The 25,401-nt window shown below is 60.7% G+C and carries 23 protein-coding genes; 17 read left to right on the top strand and 6 right to left on the bottom strand.

Annotation, left to right across the window (positions count from 1 at the left end):
- Positions 1–5 precede the first annotated feature (5 nt).
- The 7 genes from HHL24_RS07100 (at position 6) to HHL24_RS07070 (ending at position 7,010) form a co-directional block, all read left to right on the top strand.
- Positions 6–1,166 carry a pyridoxal phosphate-dependent aminotransferase gene (locus HHL24_RS07100; RefSeq protein ID WP_169484793.1) on the top strand — a complete coding sequence of 387 codons (1,161 nt, stop codon included), beginning with the start codon at positions 6–8 and terminating at the stop codon, positions 1,164–1,166.
- A 105-nt stretch (positions 1,167–1,271) separates the two neighbouring features.
- On the top strand, positions 1,272–2,342 hold the full coding sequence (locus HHL24_RS07095; RefSeq protein ID WP_169484792.1) for a porin: 1,071 nt from the start codon (positions 1,272–1,274) through the stop codon (positions 2,340–2,342).
- Between the two features lie 33 nt (positions 2,343–2,375).
- Complete coding sequence (locus HHL24_RS07090; protein ID WP_169484791.1) at positions 2,376–3,515, top strand: aminotransferase class V-fold PLP-dependent enzyme; 1,140 nt, start codon at positions 2,376–2,378, stop codon at positions 3,513–3,515.
- Positions 3,516–3,552: 37 nt separating this feature from the next.
- The gene (locus HHL24_RS07085) at positions 3,553–4,956 is read left to right on the top strand and encodes an amino acid permease (protein ID WP_169484790.1); all 1,404 of its coding nucleotides are present in this window, start codon (positions 3,553–3,555) and stop codon (positions 4,954–4,956) included.
- 515 nt (positions 4,957–5,471) lie between these two features.
- Positions 5,472–5,660 (top strand): hypothetical protein, encoded by a 189-nt coding sequence (locus HHL24_RS07080; RefSeq protein ID WP_169484789.1) that lies wholly within the window; start codon positions 5,472–5,474, stop codon positions 5,658–5,660.
- Positions 5,653–6,234, top strand: a complete 582-nt coding sequence (locus tag HHL24_RS07075) for a PAAR domain-containing protein (RefSeq protein WP_169484788.1) — start codon at positions 5,653–5,655, stop codon at positions 6,232–6,234. The genes HHL24_RS07080 and HHL24_RS07075 overlap by 8 nt, the downstream gene beginning before the upstream one ends.
- Positions 6,235–6,236: 2 nt before the next feature.
- Positions 6,237–7,010 carry a peptidoglycan recognition protein family protein gene (locus tag HHL24_RS07070; protein ID WP_329606594.1) on the top strand — a complete coding sequence of 258 codons (774 nt, stop codon included), beginning with the start codon at positions 6,237–6,239 and terminating at the stop codon, positions 7,008–7,010.
- Here HHL24_RS07070 and HHL24_RS07065 read toward each other — a convergent pair.
- Positions 7,002–7,325: a hypothetical protein gene (locus HHL24_RS07065; protein ID WP_169484787.1), complete on the bottom strand. Its 324-nt coding sequence runs from the start codon at positions 7,323–7,325 to the stop codon at positions 7,002–7,004. The two genes, HHL24_RS07070 and HHL24_RS07065, sit on opposite strands and share 9 nt — an antisense overlap.
- On the opposite strand from HHL24_RS07065, the gene HHL24_RS07060 reads away from it, so the two are divergent.
- On the top strand, positions 7,306–7,878 hold the full coding sequence (locus tag HHL24_RS07060; protein ID WP_169484786.1) for a YdcF family protein: 573 nt from the start codon (positions 7,306–7,308) through the stop codon (positions 7,876–7,878). The genes HHL24_RS07065 and HHL24_RS07060 overlap by 20 nt on opposite strands.
- A gap of 290 nt (positions 7,879–8,168) precedes the next feature.
- Here the strand turns inward: HHL24_RS07060 and HHL24_RS07055 are convergent, their stop codons facing one another.
- Entirely contained in the window at positions 8,169–8,861 is a 693-nt protein-coding gene (locus HHL24_RS07055; RefSeq protein ID WP_169484785.1) for a GntR family transcriptional regulator, read from the bottom strand.
- Between the two features lie 362 nt (positions 8,862–9,223).
- Here HHL24_RS07055 and HHL24_RS07050 point away from each other — a divergent pair, with 362 nt between their 5' ends.
- From HHL24_RS07050 to HHL24_RS07040, 3 genes are all read left to right on the top strand, one after another.
- Entirely contained in the window at positions 9,224–10,003 is a 780-nt protein-coding gene (locus HHL24_RS07050; protein WP_169484784.1) for a cyclase family protein, read from the top strand.
- Between the two features lie 164 nt (positions 10,004–10,167).
- Entirely contained in the window at positions 10,168–12,351 is a 2,184-nt protein-coding gene (locus HHL24_RS07045) for a thiamine pyrophosphate-dependent enzyme (protein WP_169484783.1), read from the top strand.
- 26 nt (positions 12,352–12,377) lie between these two features.
- The gene (locus HHL24_RS07040; protein ID WP_206002746.1) at positions 12,378–13,904 is read left to right on the top strand and encodes an indolepyruvate oxidoreductase subunit beta family protein; all 1,527 of its coding nucleotides are present in this window, start codon (positions 12,378–12,380) and stop codon (positions 13,902–13,904) included.
- A gap of 142 nt (positions 13,905–14,046) precedes the next feature.
- Here the strand turns inward: HHL24_RS07040 and phnY are convergent, their stop codons facing one another.
- A complete protein-coding gene (phnY, locus tag HHL24_RS07035) occupies positions 14,047–15,501 on the bottom strand; it encodes a phosphonoacetaldehyde dehydrogenase (RefSeq protein ID WP_169484782.1) in 1,455 nt (484 codons plus the stop codon).
- A 13-nt stretch (positions 15,502–15,514) separates the two neighbouring features.
- A complete protein-coding gene (phnA, locus tag HHL24_RS07030) occupies positions 15,515–16,750 on the bottom strand; it encodes a phosphonoacetate hydrolase (RefSeq protein WP_169484781.1) in 1,236 nt (411 codons plus the stop codon).
- 227 nt (positions 16,751–16,977) lie between these two features.
- Here phnA and HHL24_RS07025 point away from each other — a divergent pair, with 227 nt between their 5' ends.
- From HHL24_RS07025 to HHL24_RS07005, 5 genes are all read left to right on the top strand, one after another.
- Positions 16,978–18,033, top strand: coding sequence for a putative 2-aminoethylphosphonate ABC transporter substrate-binding protein (locus tag HHL24_RS07025; protein ID WP_169484780.1), 1,056 nt, complete (start codon positions 16,978–16,980; stop codon positions 18,031–18,033).
- A 117-nt stretch (positions 18,034–18,150) separates the two neighbouring features.
- The gene (locus tag HHL24_RS07020; protein WP_169484779.1) at positions 18,151–19,242 is read left to right on the top strand and encodes a putative 2-aminoethylphosphonate ABC transporter ATP-binding protein; all 1,092 of its coding nucleotides are present in this window, start codon (positions 18,151–18,153) and stop codon (positions 19,240–19,242) included.
- On the top strand, positions 19,239–20,966 hold the full coding sequence (locus HHL24_RS07015; RefSeq protein WP_169484778.1) for a putative 2-aminoethylphosphonate ABC transporter permease subunit: 1,728 nt from the start codon (positions 19,239–19,241) through the stop codon (positions 20,964–20,966). The genes HHL24_RS07020 and HHL24_RS07015 overlap by 4 nt, the downstream gene beginning before the upstream one ends.
- Before the next feature lie 34 nt (positions 20,967–21,000).
- Positions 21,001–22,131: a 2-aminoethylphosphonate--pyruvate transaminase gene (locus tag HHL24_RS07010; protein WP_169484777.1), complete on the top strand. Its 1,131-nt coding sequence runs from the start codon at positions 21,001–21,003 to the stop codon at positions 22,129–22,131.
- A gap of 116 nt (positions 22,132–22,247) precedes the next feature.
- Complete coding sequence (locus tag HHL24_RS07005; protein WP_169484776.1) at positions 22,248–23,636, top strand: FAD-dependent oxidoreductase; 1,389 nt, start codon at positions 22,248–22,250, stop codon at positions 23,634–23,636.
- Between the two features lie 76 nt (positions 23,637–23,712).
- Here the strand turns inward: HHL24_RS07005 and HHL24_RS07000 are convergent, their stop codons facing one another.
- Positions 23,713–24,426, bottom strand: a complete 714-nt coding sequence (locus HHL24_RS07000; RefSeq protein WP_169484775.1) for a phosphonate utilization associated transcriptional regulator — start codon at positions 24,424–24,426, stop codon at positions 23,713–23,715.
- A 104-nt stretch (positions 24,427–24,530) separates the two neighbouring features.
- Between HHL24_RS07000 and HHL24_RS06995 the strand changes: the two genes are divergently transcribed.
- A complete protein-coding gene (locus tag HHL24_RS06995) occupies positions 24,531–24,932 on the top strand; it encodes a DUF302 domain-containing protein (RefSeq protein WP_169484774.1) in 402 nt (133 codons plus the stop codon).
- 152 nt (positions 24,933–25,084) lie between these two features.
- Here the strand turns inward: HHL24_RS06995 and HHL24_RS06990 are convergent, their stop codons facing one another.
- Positions 25,085–25,378 (bottom strand): DUF1330 domain-containing protein, encoded by a 294-nt coding sequence (locus HHL24_RS06990; RefSeq protein WP_169484773.1) that lies wholly within the window; start codon positions 25,376–25,378, stop codon positions 25,085–25,087.
- Between the last annotated feature and the right edge of the window lie 23 nt (positions 25,379–25,401).

Below are 25,401 nucleotides of genomic sequence, written 5' to 3'. Positions count from 1 at the left end.
GCCCAATGAACATCACGAGAGAAGCAATCCTGTCGATGCCGGATTCGCCGATCATCGACGTATGGCGTCTGGGCGTTGGACGCAGCGACGTCATTGGTCTGTGGGCTGGCGAGAGCGACCTGCCGACACCCCAGCCGTTCTGCGATGCGGCCAGCCGTGCACTGGCGGCCGGTCACACCTTTTACTCGCAGAATCGCGGCATCCCCGAACTGCGCGAAGCCATCGGCGGCTATTACGCGCGACTGTGCGGCGTCACCGTCGAAGACGAGCGCATCGCCGTTACCAGTTCCGGTATGAACGCAGTGATGCTCATCGCGCAGGCCATTATTGAACCGGGCGACAACGTCGTGTGCGTGAGCCCGTCGTGGCCCAACATCCTGCGCGCCGTCACCGTGACAGGTGGCCATGTCCGCGAGGTGCCGCTCAACCGTGGCGACGACGGCTGGCATCTCGACCTGCAGCGCCTGTTCGACGCATGTGACGCACGCACGCGAGCCATCTACTACGCGTCGCCGGGCAATCCGACCGGCTGGATGCTGGAAGACGGGCAGCAGCGGCAACTGCTCGAATTCGCGCGTTCGCGCGGCATCGCCATCCTCGCCGACGAGGTTTATCAGCGCATTGTCTATGACCGTCCGTATGCGGCGTCGATGCTGGAGATCGCGACACCGGATGATCCCGTCTTCGTCATCAACAGCTTTTCCAAAGCGTGGGCCATGACCGGCTGGCGCATGGGATGGATGGTGTATCCGCGCCAGATGCTCGACACCTTCGAGAAGCTGATCCAGTTCAACACGAGCGGCGGCCAGGCATTTCTGCAGGCTGGCGCTGTTGTCGCCCTTAACGAGGGCGAACCATTCGTTCGCTCGTTCGTGGAGCGCTGCCGCGTCGGCCAACGGATTGCGCTCGACCGTCTACGCGCGCTGCCCGGCGTGGAGGTAGTGCCGAACCATGCGTCGTTCTATTTGATGTTCAGTGTTGACGGCGTTTCCGACACGCTTGAGTTCTGCAAGCGTGCAGTGCGCGAGGCGGGTGTGGGGCTTGCGCCGGGCATCGCGTTCGGTGAAACGTCGGCGCAGCAGATTCGCCTCTGTTACGCGCGCAGTGAAGCCAGTTTGATCGAGGCAATGGACCGGCTCGAAACATTCGTGACCAGCGGTCGCTAGCGCGGCCACGGCCGCGAGGATTTTGCAGTGCAGTACCACGCTCGCAGGAGACCGGCGCTTGCCGCTGAGAGCGATATTCAACCAAAGAAAAGAGGAAGGAGCAGTATGCAACGCAAATTTCACGCTGTGATCGCGATCCTGGGTGCCTCTCTTACCGGCAGCGCCATGGCGCAAAGCGACGTCACGTTGTACGGCATCGTTGACCAGAGCGTGCGCTACACGACCAACGCAGACTCGTCCAACAATAGCAGCGTGCAATTATTGAACGGCGCCATCACGAACAGCCGTTGGGGTATCAAGGGTGACGAGGACCTCGGCGGCGGCCTCAAAGCGGTGTTCCGCCTGGAGAGCGGCTTCGAACCGGAAACGGGTAAGCTCGATCAGGGTGGCAGCCTCTTCGGCCGCTATGCGTATGTAGGTCTATCAGGCAGGTTGGGCACGGTCACGCTGGGTCGTCAGGGCACCGAAGCGTTCAACCTGTTCGGCGAGTTCGATCCGCTGACGGTCGGCAACTACACGGCCAACTCGTGGCCGTTCTTTATGACGGTCGGCCGCATCAGCAATGCGGCCACTTATGCAGGCAACTTCGGTGGTCTCCATGTCGGCGCAACCTATGGATTCGGCCAGCAGCCGGGCAGTTTGAGCCAGAACAGCAACTGGAGCGTCCGCACCTCGTATGACATGGGCACGCTCAGCGTTGGCGGCACGTATCAGCAAGCGCGCGATCTCAGCAACAACGTGCAACGCATGTGGGGGCTCGGCGCACACTACGGGATCGGCCCGGCCACGCTGTACCTCGGTTACATGGGCGGCAGTGATGCCACCGGTTTCGTCGACAGCTCGCTCAACGATCCGACTCGCACGGTCACAACGGGCTCGTTCACAGCCAACGCACACAGAGACATGACAGTCTTCACCGGCGCGATGTATCAGGTTAATCCGGCGCTGGCGATCACTGGCGCGTTCTATTACGACGACATGAAAAACGTCAACGGTTTCTCTGGCAACGGGGGCAAGCGCTGCACCGGCGTGCTGCTGGCTGAATATTCGCTGTCGAAGCGCACTCAGGTCTATGGCACGGTCGACTACAACCGCGTGACGGGTGGCGCGTACACCGAATTGCCGGGTAATGACAACCAGACTGGTGTGGCCGTGGGTATCCGCCACAGTTTCTAATGCGGAACCGTTTTTTTGCAAGGAACGTAATTTATGAACTACCCCGCTGAATCCAGTCGGGCAGGCTGGCTGCTGTATCACTCCGTCGGCTTGTTCCCCGGACAGGAAGACGCCGTGCGCACCGCGCTGGATACCTTCGCGTCGAACTGGTGCCGCCCCGATCTGCAGCGTTGGGACTACGGGCTGGCCGCGCGTCAGCAAGTTCTCGAGCAGTGGGCCACACTGATCGGCGCACCGGCGGATGCGGTATTCGCCGCTGAAAACGTCACTGAGGCGTTCGCCAAGTTCGTTGGCGCACTGGGTCGCCGGCGTCTGGCCGGGCGCCGGATCCTGATCGCCGCGGACTGTTTTCCGAGTCTGCATTTCATGCTGCGTGGGCTTGAGCCGGTGCTGGGTTTCACGCTGGACACGGTGCCGCTCGCGGAAAACGAGTCCTACGTGAGCGACGACGCCTTCATCGCGCGCTGGCGGGACGATGTTGCGCTTGCGATCGTCACCTGGGTCACCTCGACCGCGTCAAAGCGGGCAGATGTGACGCGTCTTGCAACCCACGCACGCGCGCAAGGCAGCCTGATCTCGGTCGACATCACGCAGGGCGCTGGCATCCTCGATTTTGATGTCACGCAACCGGCTGTCGATTTCGTGGCCAGCACTACGCTCAAGTGGCTGTGCGGCGCGCCCGGCACCGGGCTCGCCTATCTCAATCCGGCGCTGCTCGACTCGGAGCTGGAGCCCATGGTGCAGGGCTGGTTCAGTCAACCTGATCCGTTCAACTGGGATTTGACGCGCTTTTCGCTCGCCGCCGGCGCACGCCGTTTCGACAGCGGCACGCCGTCCTTTCTACCGTTCGCGGCGTCCGCGCCCGGTCTTGCGTGGCGGTTGTCACCGGCCGCTGCTGGGCTGCGTGAACACAACCTGGCGCTGTCGCACAGGTTGATCGCGCTGATCGACGCGAAGGGCTATCGCTTGCGCTCGCCGCGCGACGATGCGCAACGCGCCGGCAGCGTGATGGCCGACTTGCCTGCGCGGATTGACCCGCGCGAACTGGAAGCGGGGCTCGCGCGGCACGGCATCCTGGTCGACACACGCGGCACGACGGTGCGCATGTCGCCCGGCGTACTGACGACCTCCGAGGCGCTTGACGAGCTATCGGCATTGCTACCTGAAGCCTGAATCTGACGTATCGCGACTACAACAAGGAAGGCAGGACATGGAAGAGACAAGCATCACCTCACGTGAAAGCGGCTTGAATAAAGCCCTGACACAGCGGCAGATCACAATGATCGGCATTGGCGGCGCGATTGGCACCGGCCTTTTCATGGGGAGCGGCATAGCGATCGGCTATGCCGGTCCAGGCGTCCTGATCAGCTATGCGATCGCGGCGTTGATCGCGGTCATTATGGTCTTCAGCCTGGCGGAGATGGCCGTCGCGCACCCGACCGCCGGCTCGTTCGGCACGTATGCGGAGATGTATCTGAACCGCGGCGTCGGCTTCGTGGTGCGCTACACGTATTGGGTCATTGAAGTGGTCGCGGTCGGCGGCGAAGCTATTGCGGTGGGCGTCTATATGGGCTTCTGGTTTCCAGACATCCCCGTGTGGCTATGGTCAATGGCCTTTGGTGTCGCGCTGATTTACGTCAATTGCCGATCAGTGACCAATTTCGGTTCGTTCGAATACTGGTTCGCCCTGACCAAGGTTGTCGCGATCATCGCGTTCATCGTAGTGGGTCTCGCGCACGTTTTCGGTCTTGGCACTGGGACAGCGGCGGTCGGCATGCATAACCTGACCGGTTTGCCAGGCGGTTTCATGCCGCACGGTTTCCATGGTGTGTGGATGGGCGTGTTGATGGCGATCTTTTCGTTCTATGGCGTGGAGATCGTGGCCGTGACTTCGGGGGAGGCCAAGGACCCGTCGCGTGCGATCCCGCATGCACTGCGCTCAATGGTCCTGCGCCTGACGCTGTTCTATATCCTCGCGCTCGGCATCATGGTCGCGTATCTGCCATGGACCGAGGCTGGCGCGAAGGTGGTTCAGCAAAGTCCGTTCGTCAAGCTGTTTGCTCACGCCGGTATCCGGCACGCGGCGGGCATCATGAATTTCGTGGTGATCACGGCGGCGCTGTCCAGCATGAACACGAACATCTACCTGTCGTCGCGCACGCTGTTTTCGCTGGCTCGGGGTGGTTTTGCGCCGCGCTGGATCGGCACGCTGTCGGCGAACGGTACGCCACTCGTGGCCACGCTGATCTCCGGCGCAGGTGTGTTACTGGCTGCGGCTGTGTCCTTCTTCAGCCCGCTTGCTTATAACTATCTGTTCGGGATTGCATTGTTCGGCGGCATCTTCGTGTGGATCGTGATTCTGGTGACGCACTTGCGCTTCCGTCAAGCATGGAAAGGCCGCAAGCTGCCGGTCCGCATGCCGTTGTTTCCGATTGCGCAGATCACGGGTATCGCCCTGCTGAGTGCAATTCTGGTCACCATGGGCCTCGATACTGAGTTCTGGGATATCTCGTGGATCGTCGGTGTGCCCTGGTTGATTGCCGTGTCGGCAGTGTATTTGATCTACCGCAGGCGACTGTCGCAAGCTGGATTGTCTGAGGCTGCGAGCGCCTGATCTGAGTTCCTGCACCGCAACGTCCGCCAATTGCTTTTAGAAAATCCCGTAATGTCAAGGCATTATGGGATTTTTGTTTGTGCGCGCAGCATCGGCGGACTCTTGTGGGCACAAGCCTCGCCGCGAGTTGATCACAGCGAGCGAAGCGCAACTGCGTGGGAGGTGACCGAGCGAGGGGCGGAAGGGTGGAGCGAAACTGCGAGCCGATGAACAAGAACCGGATAGAAGGCGTTACCGATCAGGGCGAGTGGGCCAAGAACCGTGAAGCTTTCGTGATCAAGGGAAGGTGACGTAAATCCGGCAGCTGTGCAGTGAAGGAGTGCGTACTTACCCGGCTTAAGAGGCCTCAAAACCATTGAAGTGCTGCTTTGCTTTTCGGACGGCTCTGATATCCCCACACGGCAATATTGAGGAGGGTACATGCTGGGGTGGCGTATTCAGGGCCGTGACGCCCCCTGTCCGTTGGACCCTAGCGGTATCAATATAAGCGGCCCGATCCAGAAGGAGACTCCAGCATGCTGCAGAAAAGCGAAACGCTCACGCCGGTTGATTTGCCCCTGAGCAACGGCGACACGATCACGCAAACATTGCAGGATGACCACGGCGTATCGGTCTGCTCTAGCGAGCTGACTCATCGCCTGTCTGATCCGACCTATACGCTGCCCGAGCGCGCCGCCACGACCGAAGGGGGTGACCATGCGTAAGGCGGCGGTACGGGACGGCGATCCGACGACAACAGGCGGCGTTGTCATGGGCACCTCAACTCGGATTACCGATCACGGGAAAAGGATCGCGCTGGATGGCGACGCGGCGACCTGCGGCAACTGCAAAGGAACCCACAGGATATTTGGAACGGGCAAGGGAATATCCGACAAGGGGCGCAAGGCCGTCGTTGACGGCGATCAGGTGCTTTGTCCGTGCAAGAAGAACAGAGTTCTTGTAGGCAATAAGCCGGGAGTCTTTCTCACCATCACCGATAGCTCGGCGGTCGCGAGCAATGCGGCGCCGCTTGCGAAGCCTGCCGCGACAAACGGCATACCTGTCGAACAGACCGTAGATGAGGCGAAGCATACCCGTTGGTGCTTGGTATGGGACAGTGTTACTGGCGAGCCGGTAGCCAATCGGGAGTTTGTTGCCAATGTTGGAGGTGTAAGACAGTCCGGCAAGACGGACGGAAAGGGCTACGTGAAGATCGAGACCAACGGCGAGCAACCGTTCAACATTCATGTCATCTTTTCGTCGCCGAAGCGCGTCCTGAAACCCCGTCAAGGAAATTAGCCGTGGCAACAGATTACAACGTTGAGCATTGGACGTCGGCTTGTACGATGGTTGGCAGCAGCAAAGACAATTTTGTCTCGATCAAGGTCAACGACCGGGCTGCGACGCGACAGGCAGTTATCGTGCAGTTGAAGCAAAAAGGCTACACGTTACTGGAAAGATCGTCATGGGGCGCAATGCCGCCTAAGAACACACTAACATCGTCACACTGGGATTATCGCGATATTGTGATTCACCACGCAGGGCATAGTTATTCGTGTGCAGTGGACGGACACGGCGCGATCGAACAAATGAAGAGGGTTCAATCCTATGACATGGACGGGCAATCGTTTGATGACGTTGGTTATCACTATGCCGTTTCATGCCCTGGTGAGGTGATTGAAGCCCGTGACATTCGTTTTATCGGTTCCCACGTGAAAGGTGACAACACGGGAAAGCTTGGCACCGTCCTGCTTGAGAATCTGGCCGAAGCCGGCGAAGCTTGGCAGCAGGAGTACAGTCGGAAATCGCTTTGGCAGAAGCTCAAAGGGTCGATGGATATCGCGAAAGATGCTGTGGCCTTCGATCATGCGATGCCGACAAGGGCGCAGGTTGATGCCCTGTCGGCCTTGATAGCAACATTGAATGATCTTTTCAACATCACTGCGTTAGGCGGGCACCGCGAATATCAGCTTTTGGCACCTGGTAACGAGGGGCGGGCATGTCCGGGTCGGTATGGCATGCAGGTGGTCGACGAAATGCGTGCGAAATTTGGGCTTAGAGCACCGTCAAAGTAAGAATGTCCAGCCAAGCTGTTCGTTAATGACGTAGGTGCGGCGCTCAAGCTGGCCTTGAATTAGCTGGCAGCGTTGCTGTTTTGGAAGACCATTCGTCACGAGCAGCTTGGCTTTTTCCTCAAATGCGTTGACCCATTCACTGTTGCCCAAGTCGGGCCCATGCCCTTCCCCATCAGATATATCGAAGTAGTGACTGTCCAGATATGAAAACCACTCTTGCGTACACGGCTGGACGACTGGGGCACGCGGTACGCTGGTGGTAACGAAGAGCCACGCGAGAACGATAACGGAACAGATGCCTGTAAAGATTTTCATTTGCGCCTTTTTGAGGACCATTGCTTACTTATGGTTGTTTTCGGGGGTAGTGCTGGCTTCGGCCGCCCTATTTTCCCTGCCGCGCCCGGCAGACATCGCCATCGTGCTGGGAAACACGGTATATGCCGATGGTAGTCCGTCGCCGAGGTTGGCGGCAAGGCTGGAGAAAGCCTATCAGTGCTATGAGCAACGGCAATGCAAACTCGTTCTTGTGAGCGGCGGCATTGATGCATCCGGTACCGACGAAGCGCTAGCGATGCACGCCTATCTTGTGCGTCGTGGTATTCCGTCCGACAACATCGTGGTTGATCGTGCGGGAAACGACACTTGGTCTACCGCGCGTAACGCAAGCGCCTTCATGCGGAATCGAGGGTTGTCGAGTGCGTTGGTAGTGACGCAGTATTTTCATATTCCGAGGGCGATGTTCGCGCTGAAGCGCTTTGGTGTGCGTGAGGTTAGTGGTGCGTATCCCGTTTTCTGGGAGGTGCGTGATCTCTATTCGATTGTGCGTGAAGTGCCGGCCTTAATCTGGTACGGCATCCGCCCGCTTTAGCATTGGGTCTAAAGGTGCTTGGTGGTGGCTGGGTTGCCACTGGATACGCAGCGTGCGGGCGGAGTTGCCAGCCCGTTGGCTTCGTGGCAACCGACGTAGCTACTGCACACCTGTTTCGCCGCGTCAATCGAACTCGCGGCGGCTGTCAGCGATAGGCCATGTAGGGTGACAACGCGGCGCATGCCCACTGTGCGTGCGTCGCGGCTACTTTTTCACGCCAGACCACGCGATTCGCAGTGAGCACGCGGGGCGCTGTTACGCGCCACATGCTCTGCGTGGAGGTTATCGACTCAGTCCTCGCCGCCAAGCAATGCGAAATACTGTTCCTCCGCATTGGCAATGAACTCGAGCATCGCGGCGTTGATCTTTTTCGGGTCGCGCTTCGTAAAGCCATCGAGTAGCACCTGCATACCATCGATCACGATCTTGTGCGTACTACGATTCTTCAGCGTGCTGAGTCGTACCTGCTGCACATGATCGGCGAAACGCCGAATCATGGACTGCAGCCTCGCGTTCTGAACGGCATCGAGCCAGACGTCACGAAATTCGATGTTGGCGTCGATCAACGTGACGGTGTCGTTCTTATCGTAGGCCTTACACGCTTTCCGGTAGGCGCGGTTGAGTGCGGCTTCCTGTTTCTCCGTGAGGTTCGCGGCGGCGCCCGCGGCAGCGCTGGGCTCGAGCAAGCGCCGCATTTCGAAGATCTCGCGAATATCGCTGCTCGTGAGTGTCGGCACCACGAAGCCTCGTGTCGTGCCGACCAGATAACCCTCGTTGACGAGGCGCAGCAGCGCCTGCCTTACCGGCATGCGGGTGCAATCGAATTCTTCCGCAACCTCATAGTCGAGCACGCGATCATTCGGCTCGATTTCGCCCCGTTGCAGCCGTGTGCGGATTTCCTGATAGACGGTCTCGCTCAACGTGGTTTGCTTGAGCGCGGTGCGCCGCGGCAGTTTCGTCTCTTTCGCAACTTCATCGGACATCGGTGGCTTCTCCATCAATCGAGCTGGCATTCTGAATTCATTTAACGGCAAGAGCATTCTACCTTGCGACTGCGCGGCTCGCGCGGGTGCCGGCATCGTGAATTCATGTCTGTCTCCACCTGCTCGATCTGGTTGAACAGACAGGCATGAAGGTCGCCGTGCATGACCACGTTTACCCTGGCGGCTGCGGATTTCGGTGGTTGGTGTTTGACATCTATTTCTATAAACAATATTCTGAATTCAGTTTCTGGTTTTCGCCGTGGGATGCATCGAAGGCGTCGCGATTTACCGCCGACGTCGCACGAGATGATTACCCGTTCGAGCCAGCAGAGGGTGCGCCCATCACACAGGATGCCTCAACAATGACTTCCAGCCTTGCACAACTCACCGCGGACCTCGTGAGCGGGAGCGTCCGGATCGTCGATCTGACGCAAACACTATCGCCGGAATTCCCGGCGCTGCAACTGCCGCCTGAATTCGGCCAGGTCTGGGCATTCAGGATGGAGAAGATCAGTCAGTACGACGAGAACGGACCGGGCTGGTACTGGAACAATTTTTCGTGCGGCGAACATACCGGTACGCACTTCGACGCACCGGTGCACTGGATCACGGGCAAGGACCACGCTCAGAATTCCGTCGACACGATCGACCCGAAAAACTTCATCGCCCCCGCGATGGTGGTGGACGCCAGCGCCGAAGTGGCGGCCAATCCGGACTGGCTGCTGACGGTCGATTTTCTGGAACGCTGGGAAACAAGGCATGGCCGCATTGCTGAGGGCGCCTGGCTGTTGTTGCGCACGGACTGGTCAAAGCGCACCGATCCCGTCGAATTCCTGAACCTGCGTGAGGACGGCGCCCATACGCCTGGGCCGACCCAGGAGACGGTCGAGTGGTTGATCCAGCAGCGGAAAGTGCATGGCTTCGGCGTCGAGACGATCAACACCGATGCAGGCCAGTCGTATAGCTGGCCGGTGCCCTATCCGTGCCACACGCTGATGCACGGGTCAAACCGCTACGGCTTGCAGTGTCTGACGAACCTCGACCAGTTGCCACCTCGTGGCGCAGTGATCGTAGCCGCACCACTGAAAATTCAGGGTGGGTCAGGGAGTCCGCTGCGCGTAATGGCGCTGATCGCCGACTGAGCTACGCGCTCGTGAGAATGTGAAGCGTCGGCGCAATTAAATGCGCCAAAGCGGCTCGCGCGGTGTAGCGGCAAGGCGTGACAGAGATTCAAGTACCAGATTTAATTGGCGGCCGGAATGGCGAAAGTGAGCCCCGTGCCGCCAGATCATCATGAAGGAAGGTAATGGCTGAGCGGTCATTTGCGGAAGAGGTCAAGAAGTTGCGCCTTGGTTCGGGCGATGTATTCAGCGGCGAGGGCATTCTCGCGGTAACCAAGGCACTGCTGGAATCCGGCGTGGCCTATGTTGCCGGCTATCAGGGTTCGCCGATTTCGCATCTGATGGATGTGCTGGCCGACGCGCAAGATATCCTGTCGGAGAACGGCATCCGTTTCGAGAGCAGTGCCAGTGAGGCGACCGCGGCTGCGTCTCTGGCCGCATCGGTCAATTATCCGTTGCGCGGCGCCGTGACGTTCAAGGCGACAGTCGGAACCAATGTGGCCTCGGACGCGCTGGCCAATCTCGCTTCCGGCGGTGTGACCGGCGGCGCGCTGATCATCGTCGGCGAGGACTACGGCGAAGGCTCGTCGATCATGCAGGAGCGCAGCCATGCGTTCGCGATGAAATCGCAGATGTGGCTGCTTGACCCGCGTCCCAACCTCCCGTCCATCGTGCAGGCTGTCAAGAACGGGTTCGATCTGTCGGAGGCAAGCAACACGCCGGTGATGTTGCAATTGCGCGTGCGAGCCTGCCATGTGCATGGTCAGTTCGTCGCGTCCGATAATCGCCGCTCGGCATTCTCGATCCGGGATGCGCTGGAGAACCCTGCGCGTGACGTCAACCGTATCGTGCTGCCGCCGGCAAGCTTCCTGCACGAACAGGAGAAGATCAATCAGCGCTGGCCTGCCGCGGTGAAGTTTATCGAGGATCGAGAGCTCAACGAATTCTTCGCTGCCGAGGCGGACGATATTGGTATCGCCGTACAGGGCGGGAGCTATAACACGGTCATCCGCGCGCTGGAACAATTCGGCCTTGCCGATGTGTTTGGCGAGTCGCAGATTCCTCTGTACGTCATGAATGTTGCCTATCCGCTGATCGATGCGGAGTGGCAGCGTTTCTGCGAAGGTAAGCGTGCCGTGCTGGTGATCGAGGAAGGCCAGCCCAACTTTGTCGAGCAGAACGCGGCCAGCATTCTGCGTCAGCTCGGTTCAGCGGCCGCGCTACATGGCAAGGACATGCTGCCGTTGGCCGGCGAATACAACATCGCCACCATCCTGAAGGGCCTGCGCGCTTTCCTTGAGCGGTATGGCAGGCTCGAGCCGCTGCCGCAGCCTGTACCCGTACGCAAAGTCATTCCGTTGGTTGCAGACGTGACCGGCGCGGTGCCCGATAAAGATGCCGGAGAGCGGCCGGTCGACGAGAGCGTTCAGGCCCGGCCGCCTGGTTTTTGCACCGGGTGTCCGGAGCGGCCGATCTTCACGGCGATGAAGCTGCTGGAGCGCGAACTCGGTCCGCATCACGTTAGCGCCGACATTGGCTGTCACCTGTTCTCGATTCTGCCGCCGTTCAATCTGGGCAACACCACGATGGGCTATGGGCTGGGCAGCGCCAGCGCAGCGGCGCTCAATGCGTCCGCGGGCAAGCGCGCGATTTCGGTGATGGGCGACGGCGGCTTCTGGCATAACGGCTTGACCAGCGGCATCGCCAACGCGGTGTTCAATAAGAGCGATAACCTGACCATCGTGGTCGACAACAGCTATACGTCCGCAACCGGGGGGCAAGATATCCTGTCGTCGACCGCGCTGAACCCGGCGCGCAGTACCGGCCATGCGATCGAAGGTGCCGTGCGCGGCGTTGGCGTCAAGTGGGTGCGGACCATCCGCCACACGTATGACCTCAAGGCCATGATGTCGACGCTGAAAGAAGCGCTCACCACCGGCACCAAGGGTCCGAAGGTGCTGATCGCCCAAAGCGAATGCATGCTCAACAAACAGCGGCGCGAGAAGCCCAAGGTCCGTCAGGCGATTGCCGCTGGCAAACGCGCCGTTCGCGAGCGTTTTGGCATCGACTCCGACACCTGCACCGGCGATCACTCCTGTATCCGTCTGTCGGGCTGCCCGTCGCTGACGATCAAACCCAATCCCGATCCGCTGCGCACAGATCCGGTGGCAGCCGTGCTCGACAGTTGTGTGGGTTGTGGCTTGTGCGGCGAGGTTTCGCATGCGGCTGTTCTGTGCCCGTCGTTCTATCGTGCACAGATCGTCACCAACCCCACTCGCTGGGACCGGTTGCGGCAGCGGCTGCGCAATGGGGTGATCGGCTGGCTGCAGCAGCGCGACGCTGCGCGCCGCGCCCGAACCGCATTTTGACCCGCACTTTGACCCGCACTTTGACCATGAGCGACTCGAATACTTCAACCGTGAAAGCAAAACCGATCAAGATAGCCATCCTGGCCATGGGCGGAGAGGGCGGGGGCGTGCTGGCTGACTGGATCGTCGATATGGGCGAGCTCAACGGCTGGATTGCGCAGACGACCTCGGTGCCGGGCGTCGCTCAACGCACCGGCGCGACCATCTACTACGTCGAGCTGTTTCCACGCGAAGCAGCTGAGCGCAGCGGCCGCATGCCGGTGTTGGCGTTGATGCCCGCGCCCGGTGATGTGGACGTCGTGCTGGCTTCCGAATTGATGGAGGCTGGACGCGCGGTGCAGCGCGGCTTTGTCACGCCGGAGCGCACCACGCTGGTCGCATCCACGCACCGTGTCTATTCGATTGCCGAGAAGTCGGCCATGGGCGATGGCCGGGTCGAGAGCAGTGCCTTGATTGCCCACGCCAGCAAGGCGGCAAAGCGTTTTGTGCGCTTCGACATGGCCGCGGCCGCCGAGGGGGCTGGTAGCGTGATCAGCGCCGTGCTGTTCGGCGCGTTGGCGGGTACCGGTGTGCTGCCATTTAGCCGTGCGCAGTTCGAGGCGACCATTGAGCGCGGTGGGGTCGGCGTCGCGCCGAGCCTGAGGGCGTTCGGTACGGCGTATGCCACGGCGGAGGCAGACGAGAAGCCGATAGTCGATGTCACCGCCAGCCCTTGTGAGCCGAGTCCGCGTGATCCAGCCGTAGCACGCTTGCTGCAACGCGCGCGCGACGAATTACCCGTGGCGATTCAGCCGATTGTCGTGGAGGGCGTGCGGCGCTTGATCGACTATCAGGACCTTGCCTACGCGGGCCTGTATCTGGATCGTCTCAGCGCTGTGCGCCGATCGCTGACGCACGAAGATGTGGACCTGCTGCGTGAAACCGCGCGCCATCTGGCTCTGTGGATGTCCTACGAGGACACCATCCGTGTGGCTGACCTGAAGACGCGTGGCGCCCGCTTTGAGCGCGTGCGTGATGAAGTGCGCGCACGGCCGGAGCAGCTCCTCGCGATCAACGAATTCATGCACCCGCGCCTCGAGGAAATCTGCGAGACGCTGCCCGCGAGCGTTGGCCGTTGGCTGATGCGCCCACATTTTGCAAATCGGCTGGTGCGTCGCTTCACGAGCGCGGGGCGGGTGGTGACCACGAGTTCGCTGCGCGGCTACCTTATGCTATTTGCGTTGTCGCGTGTGCGCCGCTGGCGCCGCATTACGCTGCGCTACGCAATGGAGAACGCCCGCATCGAAGAATGGCTGGAACACGTGATCGCCGCGGCTGGGCGCAACCCGGCGCTGGCCGTGGAAGTGGTGCAGTGCCAGGGCTTGGTCAAAGGATACAGTGATACCCATTCCCGCGGCCTGAAGAACTATGAGATCTTGATGGCGGCGGTGGTACGGGCAGGCTCCATGCTTGCGCCTTCAACACTACGCGACTTGCGCAAAGCGGCGCTCGCTGACGAACATGGGAAAAAGCTGCAAGAGTTGCTTGTCAAGTACGCGCTGACCCAGGCGTAGCGCGTCGTCGGCGCCGATCAACACACCCCCTCATGCGCCGACGCGAACGGCGCATGAGGGGCAGGTTGATGGCCGGCGCCCGGAGAGGAGATATCTTCCTCAGCCGTGGCGCCGGTCAGCGCTTTTCTTCCTCACATCGCACTCACCACGGCAGCGAATAAGTCTTCGTATTGGTAAAGCTCTTCATGGCCTCCTGCACCCCTTCCTTGTAGCCGAGTCCCGAGTCCTTCACGCCACCGAACGGCGTGAGTTCGAGCCGATACCCAGGCACTTCGCGCACATTCACGCTGCCCACTTCCAGTTCGGTGATGAACCGCGTGATGTAGTCAAAGCGGTTCGTGCAAACCGACGATGACAACGCGTAGTCCGTGCAGTTCGACATGCGGATCGCTTCGTCGATGTTGGCAAAGCGCATGATCGGCGACACCGGTCCGAACGTCTCGTACTTGACGAGCGGCATGTCGGGCGTGACACGGTCGACAACCGTCGGCGAGTAAAGCGCGCCCTCGCGGACGTTGCCCGCAAGCAGACGGGCGCCGCGCGACAAGGCGTCGTTGACCTGGCGTTCGCAGAACTGCGCGGCAGCTTCGTCGATCACCGTTCCCATATCGACTGAACTATCCGCCGGATTGCCATACTTCCAGGCACGTGTCTTTTCGACGACGAGATCCGTGAAGCGGTCGGCGACCGACTCGTGTACCAGCATGCGTTTGATCGCTGTGCAACGCTGGCCCGAATTCTTGTACGAGCCCGACACGGCGAGCGAACTGGCTTCGTCGAGATCGGCGTCTTCCATGACGATGATCGGATCGTTTCCTCCGAGTTCGAGCACGGCGCGCCGGTAGCCCATCCGCGAGGCGATCGATTTGCCGATCGAGACGCCACCGGTGAAGGTGATGAGATCGATGGCGGGGTTCGTGATCAGCTCGTCGGCAATCACGCTCGGGTCGCCCGTCAACACCTGAAGCATCTGCACCGGCAAGCCTGCCTCATAGAGAATGTCGGCAAGCAGATAGCATGACAGCGGCACTTTCTCCGACGGTTTCACGACGATGCGATTGTTCGTTGCAATCGACGGCACGATTTTGTGCGCGACCTGGTTCATCGGATGGTTGAACGGCGTAATCGCGGAGATCACCCCCAGCAGCGGATCCCGTTGCGTATAGACGCGCCGTTTCTTGCCGTGAGGCGTGAGGTCACACGAGAAAATCTGACCATCATCCTTCAGCACTTCGCCGGCGCCGAAAACCAGCACGTCCGCGACGCGGCCGGCTTCGTAGATCGAATCCTTCTTGCACAAGCCGGCTTCCGCCGTGATGACAGCGGCGATTTCTTCGGTGCGTGCGCGCACTGCGTCGGCCGCGCGACGCAGGATCGCGGCGCGCTCATAGCGGGTCAGCGCTGGACGATACGCGCGCGCGAACTCGAACGCGCGGCGCACGTCCTCGAGTGTCGCTTTCGGCACGGTGCCGACGAGCGTGCCGTCGTAAGGGTTGCGCACTTCGATCACTTCGTCGCGAAAGATTTTTTCGCCGCCAATGCGCAGCGCTTCATGACGCACTTGCAATTGAGCCTTCATTTCAGCAACAGCGTTCATGTCTGATCCCCGATCATTGAAGATGGTTGAGTGCGATATCGATGATGTCGAAGTTGCGCAACCGTGCCCGCTCGCCGACCGATTTCGCGACCGGCTGATTGAACAGGAGCGGCACGATCTGTTCCGCAAGGCCACCATGCGAGCGCAGCGGCACGTCGAGGCCGGACAGATCGTGCTTGATGCGCCGCGTGCCGAGCACCACGTCGCGCGTTGAGATCACGATGAGGTCGCCCATGCGCGCAGGCGGAAGTTCGAAACGCGCGCAGCCTTCAGCACCCGTCAGCACCAGTTCGATGCCGGGCTCGGCGGCGAGCCGACGGCGCATCGCTTCGAGGTCGGCTGAGGCGGGGAGATAGACCGTCGCGAACGACCCGAGCGCCCCGTGATGCACGACGTAGGGATCCGTGATCGGCAGGATCACGCGGGCAGCGTCCTCGCCGAGCCACTCGTCGAAGCGCTCCTGCAGATAGATCACGTTGGGTTCGCCGTCTTCGTTGTGCTTCGCATTCATCCCGTGGTCGGCGGTGACCGCGACGATCGCACCCAGCTCGTCGAGGCGCTGCAGATAGCCGTCCATCATTTGGTAAAACGCGTTGGCGCCGGGGGTGCCCGGGGCACACTTGTGCTGCACATAGTCGGTGGTCGACAGGTACATCAGGTCGATCTCGCGGGTTTCGAGCAGCCGCACGCCGGCCGCGAACACGAACTCCGACAACTCCGCGCTATAGACGCTCGGCACCGGCTTGCCGACCAGTTCGAGCAGATTGTCGATGCCGTTCTCCTCGAGCGTGGCTTCGTCGGCTTTCTCCGCCGAGAAGCAGACGCCCTTCAGGCCCTTGCCGAGCAGCCGGCGCAGTTTGTCCTTTGCCGTGACCACCGCAACGCTCGCGCCCTGTTCGGCGAACCCGGCGAGCACGGTAGGGGCGACCAGGTACTTCGGATCGTTCATCAGCACCTCGGTGCCGCTGTCGCGATCGAAAAAGTAGTTGCCGCTAATGCCGTGCACGGCGGGCGGCACGCCTGTCACGATCGACAGGTTGTTTGGGTTCGTGAAGCTCGGCACCACGCATTCGCCCTTGAGCGAGGTGCCGGGACGCAGCAGCTTGCCAAGAAAGGGCGCGACTCCTGCCGCCGCCGCCATCTCCAGATATTCATACGCGCAGCCGTCCACGCAGACCACGACGACGGGGCGGCGCATCCAGTTGTAGCTGCGGCCGTTCACTTCAATGGAAACCGGTGCTTCGCTCATGACAAGTCCTCTTGGCTAGGGTAAGTCGGGTGATGACGGTGTGGCGTTATGTGGCAAAGTGAGGCAATACTTGACATTAAAATTGATGCTTTGTAGATTGTCAACAACAGACAACATTCTCGAATCATCGAAAGCAGTTCGTCAGGAGGGTTGCAACCCGCTGTGGTCCCGTAGCACCGGTCGTTTTCGTCGCTGGCCGCGACGCCACTTTCTCAAGGGGTCTGGAAATGAAGGAAAAGTCGGGGTTTAAAGCTTGTAGAGGTCGTCTGAAGCTGGCGTTGCGTTGTCTGGTGGCCGCCACCGTCACGCTCGGCGCAGTCCAGTTCGCGTATGCAAAAACGCAGTTGCTCGTCTATACGGCGCTCGAAGACGAAGCCATGAAGCCGTACAAGGACGCGTTCGAAAAGGCCAATCCGGATATCGAAATCCGCTGGGTGCGCGATTCGACGGGCGCGGTCACCGCCAAACTGCTCGCCGAAAAGAACAATCCGCGTGCCGACGTGGTGCTCGGGCTCGCGGCATCCAGCCTGACGCTGCTCGATCTGCAGGGAATGCTGATGCCCTACGCACCGAAGGACTTCGACAGTCTGACGCGCAAGTACAGCGACGCGAACACGCCGCCGCACTGGGTCGGCATGGACGTGTGGGGCGCGACGGTTTGCTACAACCGCGTCGAAGCGGAGAAGCGCCATCTGCCTAAGCCGACGTCGTGGGAAGACCTGACCAAACCTGTCTATAAGGGCATGATCGTGATGCCGAGTCCGGTGTCGTCCGGCACCGGCTATCTGGACGTGACGTCCTGGCTGCAAACGTTCGGCAAGGACAAGGGCTGGCAGTACATGGACGCGCTGGACAAGAACGTCGCGCAATACGTGCACTCGGGCTCGAAGCCCTGCACGCTGGCGGGCACCGGCGAATTTCCGATCGGTATCTCGTTCGAATTCCGCGGCCACGAGTTGCAGGCGCAGGGTGCTCCCATCGACCTGATCTTCCCTAAAGAAGGGCTTGGCTGGGACATGGAAGCGACCGGCATCATGAAGACGACCAAGCAGCCGGAAGCGGCCAAAAAACTCGCGGACTTCATGGCGAGCAAGGAGGCCAATGAAATCACCGCGCAATGGTGGGCGATTGTTGCGTACCCCGGCGTCGCCAAGAAACTCTCGGGCATCCCCGATAACTATTCAGAACTGCTCGTGAAAAACGATTTCACGTGGTCAGCAAAGAACCGCGACGCGATTCTCGAGGACTGGCAAAAGCGCTACGGCAACAAGGAGCAAAAGTAAGGCCGGGTTCAGTCAGGTCTTAACGAGCGCTGGGGCGCGCGCTGCGCGGCCCCCGAACGATGCGGTGACACAGCGGCGGTGCGTCGCCGCCATGCGGGCAAGGAAGCGGAGGAGCAGATGACAGCGTATTTGAGCGTAGAGCGGGTCTACAAGCGGTTCAACGACACGCCGGTTCTGGAGGACATCAATCTTGGCGTGAAGAAGGGCGAGATGCTCTGCTTCCTCGGCCCGTCGGGATGTGGCAAGACCACTTTGTTGCGCATCATTGCCGGACTGGAAACTCAGAGTGGCGGCCAGATCATGCAGGACGGCCGCGACATTTCGCGGCTGCCGCCCCAGCTTCGCGATTACGGCATCGTCTTTCAGTCGTACGCGCTGTTCCCGAATCTGACCATCTTCGACAACGTGGCCTATGGTCTTGTGAATCGCAAGATGAAGCGCGCGGCAATCGCTGATCGTGTGAACGAACTGCTCGCGCTGGTCGGCTTGCCGGATGCGCAGAAGAAGCATCCGAACCAGCTGTCGGGTGGCCAGCAGCAGCGCATCGCGCTGGCGCGAGCGCTCGCCACTTCACCGGGTCTGCTTTTGCTCGATGAACCACTTTCGGCGCTGGATGCGCGCGTACGGGTGCGGCTGCGCCAGGAAATCCGCCAGTTGCAGCAGCGCCTCGGCGTGACCACGATCATGGTGACGCACGACCAGGAAGAAGCGCTTTCGATGGCCGACCGGATCGTGGTGATGAATCAAGGCGTGATCGAGCAGATCGGTACGCCCCACGAAATCTATCGCGAGCCGGCGTCGCCGTTCGTTGCCGATTTCATCGGCAAGGTCAATCTGATTCCGGCTGAGGTGTCGCACGACGGCAGCCTCAAGGCGGGCTCCATCGCGCTGCGCTACGGGTGTGGATCGGAGCGTGCGGTGCTGGGTTCGAAAGTGTCGGCGTTCGTGCGCCCGGAAGACATTCACCTCAGCGCGCCGGGCAGCGAGGCGGACAACCTGCTGTCCGCCTCAGTCGAGAAACTGGAATTTCTCGGCGCGTTCTGCCGGGTCAGCTTCAAGGTGGACGGGCTCGGCGACCAGGAGGTCGTCGCCGATCTGTCGTTTCATGAGATGCATCGCACCCGCCTGCAACCGGGGTCGCGCTTCAATCTGGCCATCAACCGCGAACACGTATGCGTCTTCTCCGCCGCGAAGGAGCGACTTCAATGAGCGCCGTTCTGATCGAGCGCCGCAGCGGCGAGGAAGGTCACGCCGAAGTGCGCCAGAAGAGCCATTGGCATGACCGGATCGCGCAGTTGGCCCTCGTGTTGATGTCCGCGTTTCTCGGCATGTTTCTGCTGTTGCCGCTCGCCTTGGTCATCGGCAAATGCTTCGTCGATGCGGATGGCCACTTTGTCGGACTTGCCAATTTCACCGGCTATCTGGTGGATTCCGGCGTGTGGACGTCGACACTGCATTCGGTCACGGTCGCCTGCCTCGTGACGGCGATCGTGATTCCGATGGCATTTACGTTCGCGTACGCGCTGACCCGCTCGTGCATGCCGATGAAGAACGCCGCCCGCACGGTTGCGCTGCTTCCGCTGCTCGCGCCGACGCTGCTGTCCGCGGTGTCGTTTATCTACTGGTTCGGCAACTCGGGCATCCTCAAGCCCTTGCTTCACGGCCATTCGATCTATGGGCTGCCGGGCATCGTGTGCAGTCTGGTCTACGCCGCGTTTCCGCATGTGCTGATGATTCTCGTGACGGCGCTGTCGCTGTCCGACGGACGCTTATACGAAGCGGCCGACGCGATGGGCACACGCCGCGCGCGCAAATTCTTCACGATCACGCTGCCGGGCGCGAAGTATGGCCTGATCAGCGCGACGATGGTGTCGTTCACGATTTGCATCAACGACTTCGGTGTACCGGTCGTGATTGGTGGACCTTATTCGGTGCTCTCCACCGACATCTATAAGCTCATCATCGGCTTGCAGGACTTCAACCGGAGTGCCGTGGTTAGCCTACTGCTGCTCTGTCCGGCGTTGGTTGCGTTCGCCGTCGACTTCTTCATTCGCCGTAAGCAGCAATCGCAACTCGGCGCGCGCTCGACGCCTTATCAGCCGAAACCCGCGCGTGGTTTCGACTTGGCGATGCTCGGGTACTGCGGATTCGTCTGCCTGCTGCTGTTGGCGGTGGTCGGCATTTCGGTGTTTGCTTCGTTCGTGAAGTTCTGGCCGTATCAGATGAGCCTTGGCTTGCAGCACTACAAGATGGGACTGATCGGCGCCGGAATTTTCGATGCGTACAAGAACAGCCTGAAAATTGCCGCCTGTGTGGCGATCGGCGGCACCATCATCGTGTTCGGCGGCGCGTATCTCGTCGAGAAAACGCGCGGGCCGCGCTGGCTACGCGGTTTTATCAATCTGTGCGCGATTTTGCCGATGGGCGTGCCGGGTCTTGTGCTCGGTATCAGCTACATCTTTCTGTTCAACTCGCCCGCCAATCCATTGAACGGTCTTTACGGCACGCTCGCGCTGCTCGCGATCGTCACGGTGGTGCACTACTACTCGTCGAGCCACTTGACTGCGGTCACCGCGCTTCGTCAGATCGACAACGAGTTCGAAGCGGTCTCGGCTTCGCTGAAAGTGCCTTTCTACAAGACGTTTTTGCGCGTCACCGTGCCTGTGTGCCTGCCGTCGATCCTGCAGATCGCGCGTTATCTGTTCGTCAACGGCATGACGACGGTGTCGGCGGTTGCGTTTCTCTATTCACCCGACACGCAGCCGGCCTCCGTCGCCATCCTCAATCTCGACGACGCCGGACAGATTGGACCGGCCGCAGCGATGGCCACGCTGGTGCTCGTCACGGCGGCATTCGCCTGCGTGCTGTTTGCCTGCGTGTCGCATGGCGTATTGCGCAGAACCCAGGCATGGCGCACCTCGCGCCGTGGCTGAAACAAGTCTTCATCAAGACCTTTAAGGAGCTACTGTGAATCTGCCTGCCCAGCCCATTCTGCTCACTCCCGGTCCGCTCACGACCTCCGACCGCACGCGTCAGGCGATGTTGCGCGACTGGGGATCGTGGGACGGGGACTTCAATCAGATCACCGCCCGTGTCCGCCAGCAGACGCTGCGCATTGTGCATGGCGAAGACACGCATGAATGCGTACCGTTGCAAGGCAGCGGCACGTTCTCGGTCGAAGCGGCGATCGGCACGCTGGTGCCGCGCGATGGACATGTACTGATACCGAACAACGGCGCGTATTGCCAGCGCATCGCGAAGATTTGCAAGGCGCTTGGCCGCCGTCATCAAACCCTCGACTATCCCGAAGACACGCAGGTCAAAGCGGCTGACGTCGATCGCGCGCTAGCGGCCGATCCGGGCATCACGCACGTCGCGCTCGTGCATTGCGAAACCGGTGCGGGGGTACTCAATCCGCTGCATGAGATTGCCGTGGTTGTCGCAAAGCATGGACGCAGTCTGATCATCGACGCGATGAGCTCATTCGGTGCAATCGACATCGATGCGCGCGAAACGCCATTCGACGCCGTCGTGGCCGCCTCGGGGAAATGTCTGGAGGGCGTACCCGGCATGGGCTTCGTGATTATTCGTCGCAGCACGCTGGAGCAATGCGAGGGCAACAGCCCCTCGCTTGCCATGGATCTGTACGATCAGTGGGTCTACATGAACCGCACGACGCAGTGGCGTTTTACGCCGCCCACCCACGTCGTCGCGGCCCTCGATCAGGCGATCGCGCAATACGTGGAAGAGGGCGGTCTGGAAGCGCGCGGCGCACGTTATGCCAGCAATTGCCGGGCGCTGATCGAGGGCATGGCCGCGCTCGGTTTTCGAACCTTTCTTGACCCGTCGATTCAGGCGCCGATCATCGTCACGTTCCATGCGCCTGACGATCCCAACTACGACTTCAAGACGTTCTACACCGAAGTGAAAAAGCGCGGCTACATCCTGTATCCGGGCAAGCTGACCCAGGTAGAAACTTTCCGTGTCGGCTGTATTGGACACTTCGGCGAATCCGGCATCCCGGGTGCGGTCGCCGCCATCGCCGATACGCTGAAGGCGATGGGGATCACGCGGGTATCGGCGCAAGCGTTGGCCTGAGTTGGGCTGAGTTGGGCTGACCGTGCCCACGTGCGAAGGCTTCTTTCCGTAGGCGCGGCGAGAAGTCTTTCTTTTCGCCGCGTGGCGTTAAACCGTTGTATCAATGCGAGCAATTCATGCGTCCGTTCTGGATTGAACAAGCACTCTTTGCCGATGGTTCACTGGCGCCCGCACTGCAAGGCGCGACGACAGCCGATGTCTGCATCGTCGGTGGTGGTTTCACCGGTTTGTGGACCGCCATCCAGGCGAAGCAGAAGAAACCCGATCTCGACATCGTGATCATCGAGAGCGACTTGTGCGGCGCGGGCGCAAGCGGCCGCAACGGTGGCTGCCTGCTGACGTGGTCGACGAAATTCTTCACACTGCGGCGTCTGTTTGGCGAGGCCGAAGCAATCCGGCTGGTGAAAGCGTCCGAAGCTGCGGTTGGGCGGATTCGCGACTTCTGTGCCGAGCACGCTGTCGATGCCGAGCTCCGGCTCGACGGCACGCTTTACACCGCGACCTCGCGCGCGCAAATCGGCCTGCTCGACCCGGTGATCGCCGCACTGAGTGAGCATGGCATCAATTCATATCAACATCTCGCACCGGACGAAGTGGCGAGCCGTTCCGGTTCGGCGCGCAATCTTGGCGGCGTGTATTCGCCGGTTGCGGCAACGGTTCATCCAGGCAAGCTCGTGCGCGGGTTGCGGCGTGTCGCGATTGAAATGGGGATTCGTATTTGCGAACGCACACCGATGCTCGACTTCACCTCCGGCGAGCGCGTGATCGTGCGTACGCCTGCTGGCAGTGTCACGGCGCCAAAAATGGTGCTCGCGATCAATGCGTGGATGGCGAGCCGCTTCCCGCAGTTCGAACGCACGCTCGCAGTCGTCTCCAGCGACATGATCGTCACCGAGAAATGCCCGGAGTTGCTGCAGCAGATCGGCTTGAAAGATGGCGTGTCGGTGCTCGACTCGCGCATCTTCGTTTACTACTATCGCAGTACGGCGGACGGCCGGCTGATGCTCGGCAAGGGGGGCAATACGTTTGCGTGGCGCGGCCGGATCGCGCCGGTGTTCGATCAACGCTCGCCGTATGAAGCCGATCTGACGCGCAGCCTGCACGATTTCTTCCCGGCGTTGCGCGACGTGCCGGTGACGGCGAGCTGGAACGGTCCGTCGGATCGGTCGGTCACGGGCTTTCCGTTTTTCGGCAGGCTCGACGACGCGCCGAACGTGCTCTATGGATTTGGCTATTCCGGGAACGGTGTTGGACCGACCTACATGGGCGGGCAGATCCTGTCTTCGCTGTTGCTCGAGTTCGACAATGAATGGACGCGCAGTCCGTTGACGAACGGACCGTTGGGCTATTTCCCGCCCGAGCCGATCCGCTTCGTGGGCTCGATTACCGTGCGCGACGCGATTCGGCGCAAGGAGCGCGCGGAAGATGAAGATAGGCAGCCGTGGCTCGTCGACCGATTGCTCAGCAAACTCGCCAATGCTGCCGGGAAGTCAGATAAAGCGTAGGACGCGGCTGCGGGTCCGCAGACGGGCGGAGCCGCAGCGCTGCGCGTGGTGCGCGTGCGCAGCCGTCCAGCTTGCCTCAGTCTTTGTGGGTACTGTTAGCGGACGCTGCCCAGTGCTCGTGGGCGCGCCGCATTCTCGCGAGACCATGCGCGACATGTTCGCGCACGAGCGTGACGGCGCTCTCCGCATCGCCCTTGGCGAGCGCGTTGACGATTTTCTCGTGTTCCGTGACCGACGTTGCCAGCGCGCTCTTTTCCGATTCGATTGCGGCCTGACGCAGCAAGCCAAGCTGGCGAACGAGATGCCGATAGGTTTCGATCAGGTGCTGGTTGCCGACGCCCGTCACCATTGCGTCGTGCAACTGGACGTTCAGTGCCGTGTAGCGCGTGAGGTCATGATCCTTCTTCGCGGCCTTCATTGACGTGATGATGCCTTTGAGTGTGGCAAGCGTTTCGGGCGTCATCCGAGTGGCGAGTGCGCGGGCGACCGATTCGTCCAGCATCGCCCGGACTTCATAAATCTCTTCGGCCTCGCGCAGCGATAGCGCGCGCACCGTGACACCGCGGTTTTTCTCTGTTTTTAGCAGACCTGCCTGTTCCAGGGCGCGGAACGCTTCGCGCAGTGGCCCGCGAGACACGTTCAACCGCGTGGAGACTTCGACTTCGTTCAGTTTCTCCCCCGGGGCGAATTCCCCCGAGACGATGCTGCGTTCGAGCATTTCCTGCACTAGCGTCGCAAGGGAATGCCGCTGCAGCAGTTCGATGGCGCTAGACGTGGTTGACGTTGTCATGATCGGCGATTAGAACAAAGGATGGGATAACAGACGGTCGGCTTCTTTGACCATAACGTGGCTACTTGTCTATTGTCAACAATCGTCAGCACCGGGAGAAATCCATGTCCACTCACACAGCCGATAACGGCATCGTCACCGTGCCCACACAAGGTACGGTCGAGCAAGCCGCCGATAAACTCGCATCGTTGATCGAAGCGAAGAACATTGTCTTGTTCGCCCGCATCAATTTCGCGGCGGATGCGCAACGTGCGGGGCTGGCGATGCAACCGTCACAGTTGCTTGTGTTCGGTAATCCACGGGCGGGGACACCGCTGATGCAAGCAGTGCCGACTGCGGCGCTTGATCTGCCGCTCAAGGTGCTGGTGTGGCAGGACGACGACGGCCGCGTGTGGTTCTCGTATAACGCAACGAGCTATCTACAAGCGCGGCATGGCGCGCCTGCAGAGTTGATGAAAGCGCTCGACGGTATTGGCGCGCTCGTGCAGGCAGCGGCGGCCGGCTGAGCCGATCGAGGTCAAGCGCGTGGCGGCAACCGTGCAGCGAGGCAATCCCTGCTTGCGGCGCTCGACCTGACCATTCGTGGCAGAGATTCTGCCGTCTGGTCTGCTCGGGCGTGCCGCGTTTTACACCGGTCACGCCCGTCGTATCGACAACGTTATTCGGCGCCGCGAACGATTCGCAGATCGCGCTCGACGCCGTCGCCCAGGGCTTCGAGCGCTTTCTTGTAGGCATCGCTTTCGTACGCTGCAACGGCCTGCTCGTAGGTCGGAAACTCAATCACGACAGTCCGTTCCTTCAAGCCCTGCTCACGAGCCTCTTCGGCTAATCCGCGCACGATGAATTTGCCGTTAGCGGCTGCCACAGCGGGTGCTGCCAGTTGTGCGTACGCTGCCAGCTTCGACGGGTCCTTCGTCGCGCGGTATGCGGTAACCCAATATCCCTTGCTCATTTGAATCTCCTTGTTTGGGGCGT

The sequence above is a fragment of the Paraburkholderia polaris genome, assembly GCF_012927345.1.
Lineage (GTDB): Bacteria > Pseudomonadota > Gammaproteobacteria > Burkholderiales > Burkholderiaceae > Paraburkholderia > Paraburkholderia polaris.
This window is presented reverse-complemented; position numbering and strand designations above follow the sequence as displayed.

What these genes read in the sequence shown, in the direction of transcription:
- HHL24_RS07100 (WP_169484793.1), top strand. Translation starts at nt 6, where the DNA reads ATGAACATCACGAGAGAAGCAATCCTGTCGATGCCGGATTCGCCGATC.
- HHL24_RS07080 (WP_169484789.1), top strand. Translation starts at nt 5,472, where the DNA reads ATGCTGCAGAAAAGCGAAACGCTCACGCCGGTTGATTTGCCCCTGAGC.
- HHL24_RS07045 (WP_169484783.1), top strand. Translation starts at nt 10,168, where the DNA reads ATGGCTGAGCGGTCATTTGCGGAAGAGGTCAAGAAGTTGCGCCTTGGT.
- HHL24_RS06995 (WP_169484774.1), top strand. Translation starts at nt 24,531, where the DNA reads ATGTCCACTCACACAGCCGATAACGGCATCGTCACCGTGCCCACACAA.
- HHL24_RS07055 (WP_169484785.1), bottom strand. Translation starts at nt 8,861, where the DNA reads ATGTCCGATGAAGTTGCGAAAGAGACGAAACTGCCGCGGCGCACCGCG.
- HHL24_RS07095 (WP_169484792.1), top strand. Translation starts at nt 1,272, where the DNA reads ATGCAACGCAAATTTCACGCTGTGATCGCGATCCTGGGTGCCTCTCTT.
- HHL24_RS07065 (WP_169484787.1), bottom strand. Translation starts at nt 7,325, where the DNA reads ATGAAAATCTTTACAGGCATCTGTTCCGTTATCGTTCTCGCGTGGCTC.
- phnA (WP_169484781.1), bottom strand. Translation starts at nt 16,750, where the DNA reads ATGAGCGAAGCACCGGTTTCCATTGAAGTGAACGGCCGCAGCTACAAC.
- HHL24_RS07005 (WP_169484776.1), top strand. Translation starts at nt 22,248, where the DNA reads ATGCGTCCGTTCTGGATTGAACAAGCACTCTTTGCCGATGGTTCACTG.
- HHL24_RS07090 (WP_169484791.1), top strand. Translation starts at nt 2,376, where the DNA reads ATGAACTACCCCGCTGAATCCAGTCGGGCAGGCTGGCTGCTGTATCAC.
- HHL24_RS07085 (WP_169484790.1), top strand. Translation starts at nt 3,553, where the DNA reads ATGGAAGAGACAAGCATCACCTCACGTGAAAGCGGCTTGAATAAAGCC.
- HHL24_RS07060 (WP_169484786.1), top strand. Translation starts at nt 7,306, where the DNA reads ATGCCTGTAAAGATTTTCATTTGCGCCTTTTTGAGGACCATTGCTTAC.
- HHL24_RS07075 (WP_169484788.1), top strand. Translation starts at nt 5,653, where the DNA reads ATGCGTAAGGCGGCGGTACGGGACGGCGATCCGACGACAACAGGCGGC.
- phnY (WP_169484782.1), bottom strand. Translation starts at nt 15,501, where the DNA reads ATGAACGCTGTTGCTGAAATGAAGGCTCAATTGCAAGTGCGTCATGAA.
- HHL24_RS06990 (WP_169484773.1), bottom strand. Translation starts at nt 25,378, where the DNA reads ATGAGCAAGGGATATTGGGTTACCGCATACCGCGCGACGAAGGACCCG.
- HHL24_RS07020 (WP_169484779.1), top strand. Translation starts at nt 18,151, where the DNA reads ATGACAGCGTATTTGAGCGTAGAGCGGGTCTACAAGCGGTTCAACGAC.
- HHL24_RS07000 (WP_169484775.1), bottom strand. Translation starts at nt 24,426, where the DNA reads ATGACAACGTCAACCACGTCTAGCGCCATCGAACTGCTGCAGCGGCAT.
- HHL24_RS07040 (WP_206002746.1), top strand. Translation starts at nt 12,378, where the DNA reads ATGAGCGACTCGAATACTTCAACCGTGAAAGCAAAACCGATCAAGATA.
- HHL24_RS07050 (WP_169484784.1), top strand. Translation starts at nt 9,224, where the DNA reads ATGACTTCCAGCCTTGCACAACTCACCGCGGACCTCGTGAGCGGGAGC.
- HHL24_RS07025 (WP_169484780.1), top strand. Translation starts at nt 16,978, where the DNA reads ATGAAGGAAAAGTCGGGGTTTAAAGCTTGTAGAGGTCGTCTGAAGCTG.
- HHL24_RS07015 (WP_169484778.1), top strand. Translation starts at nt 19,239, where the DNA reads ATGAGCGCCGTTCTGATCGAGCGCCGCAGCGGCGAGGAAGGTCACGCC.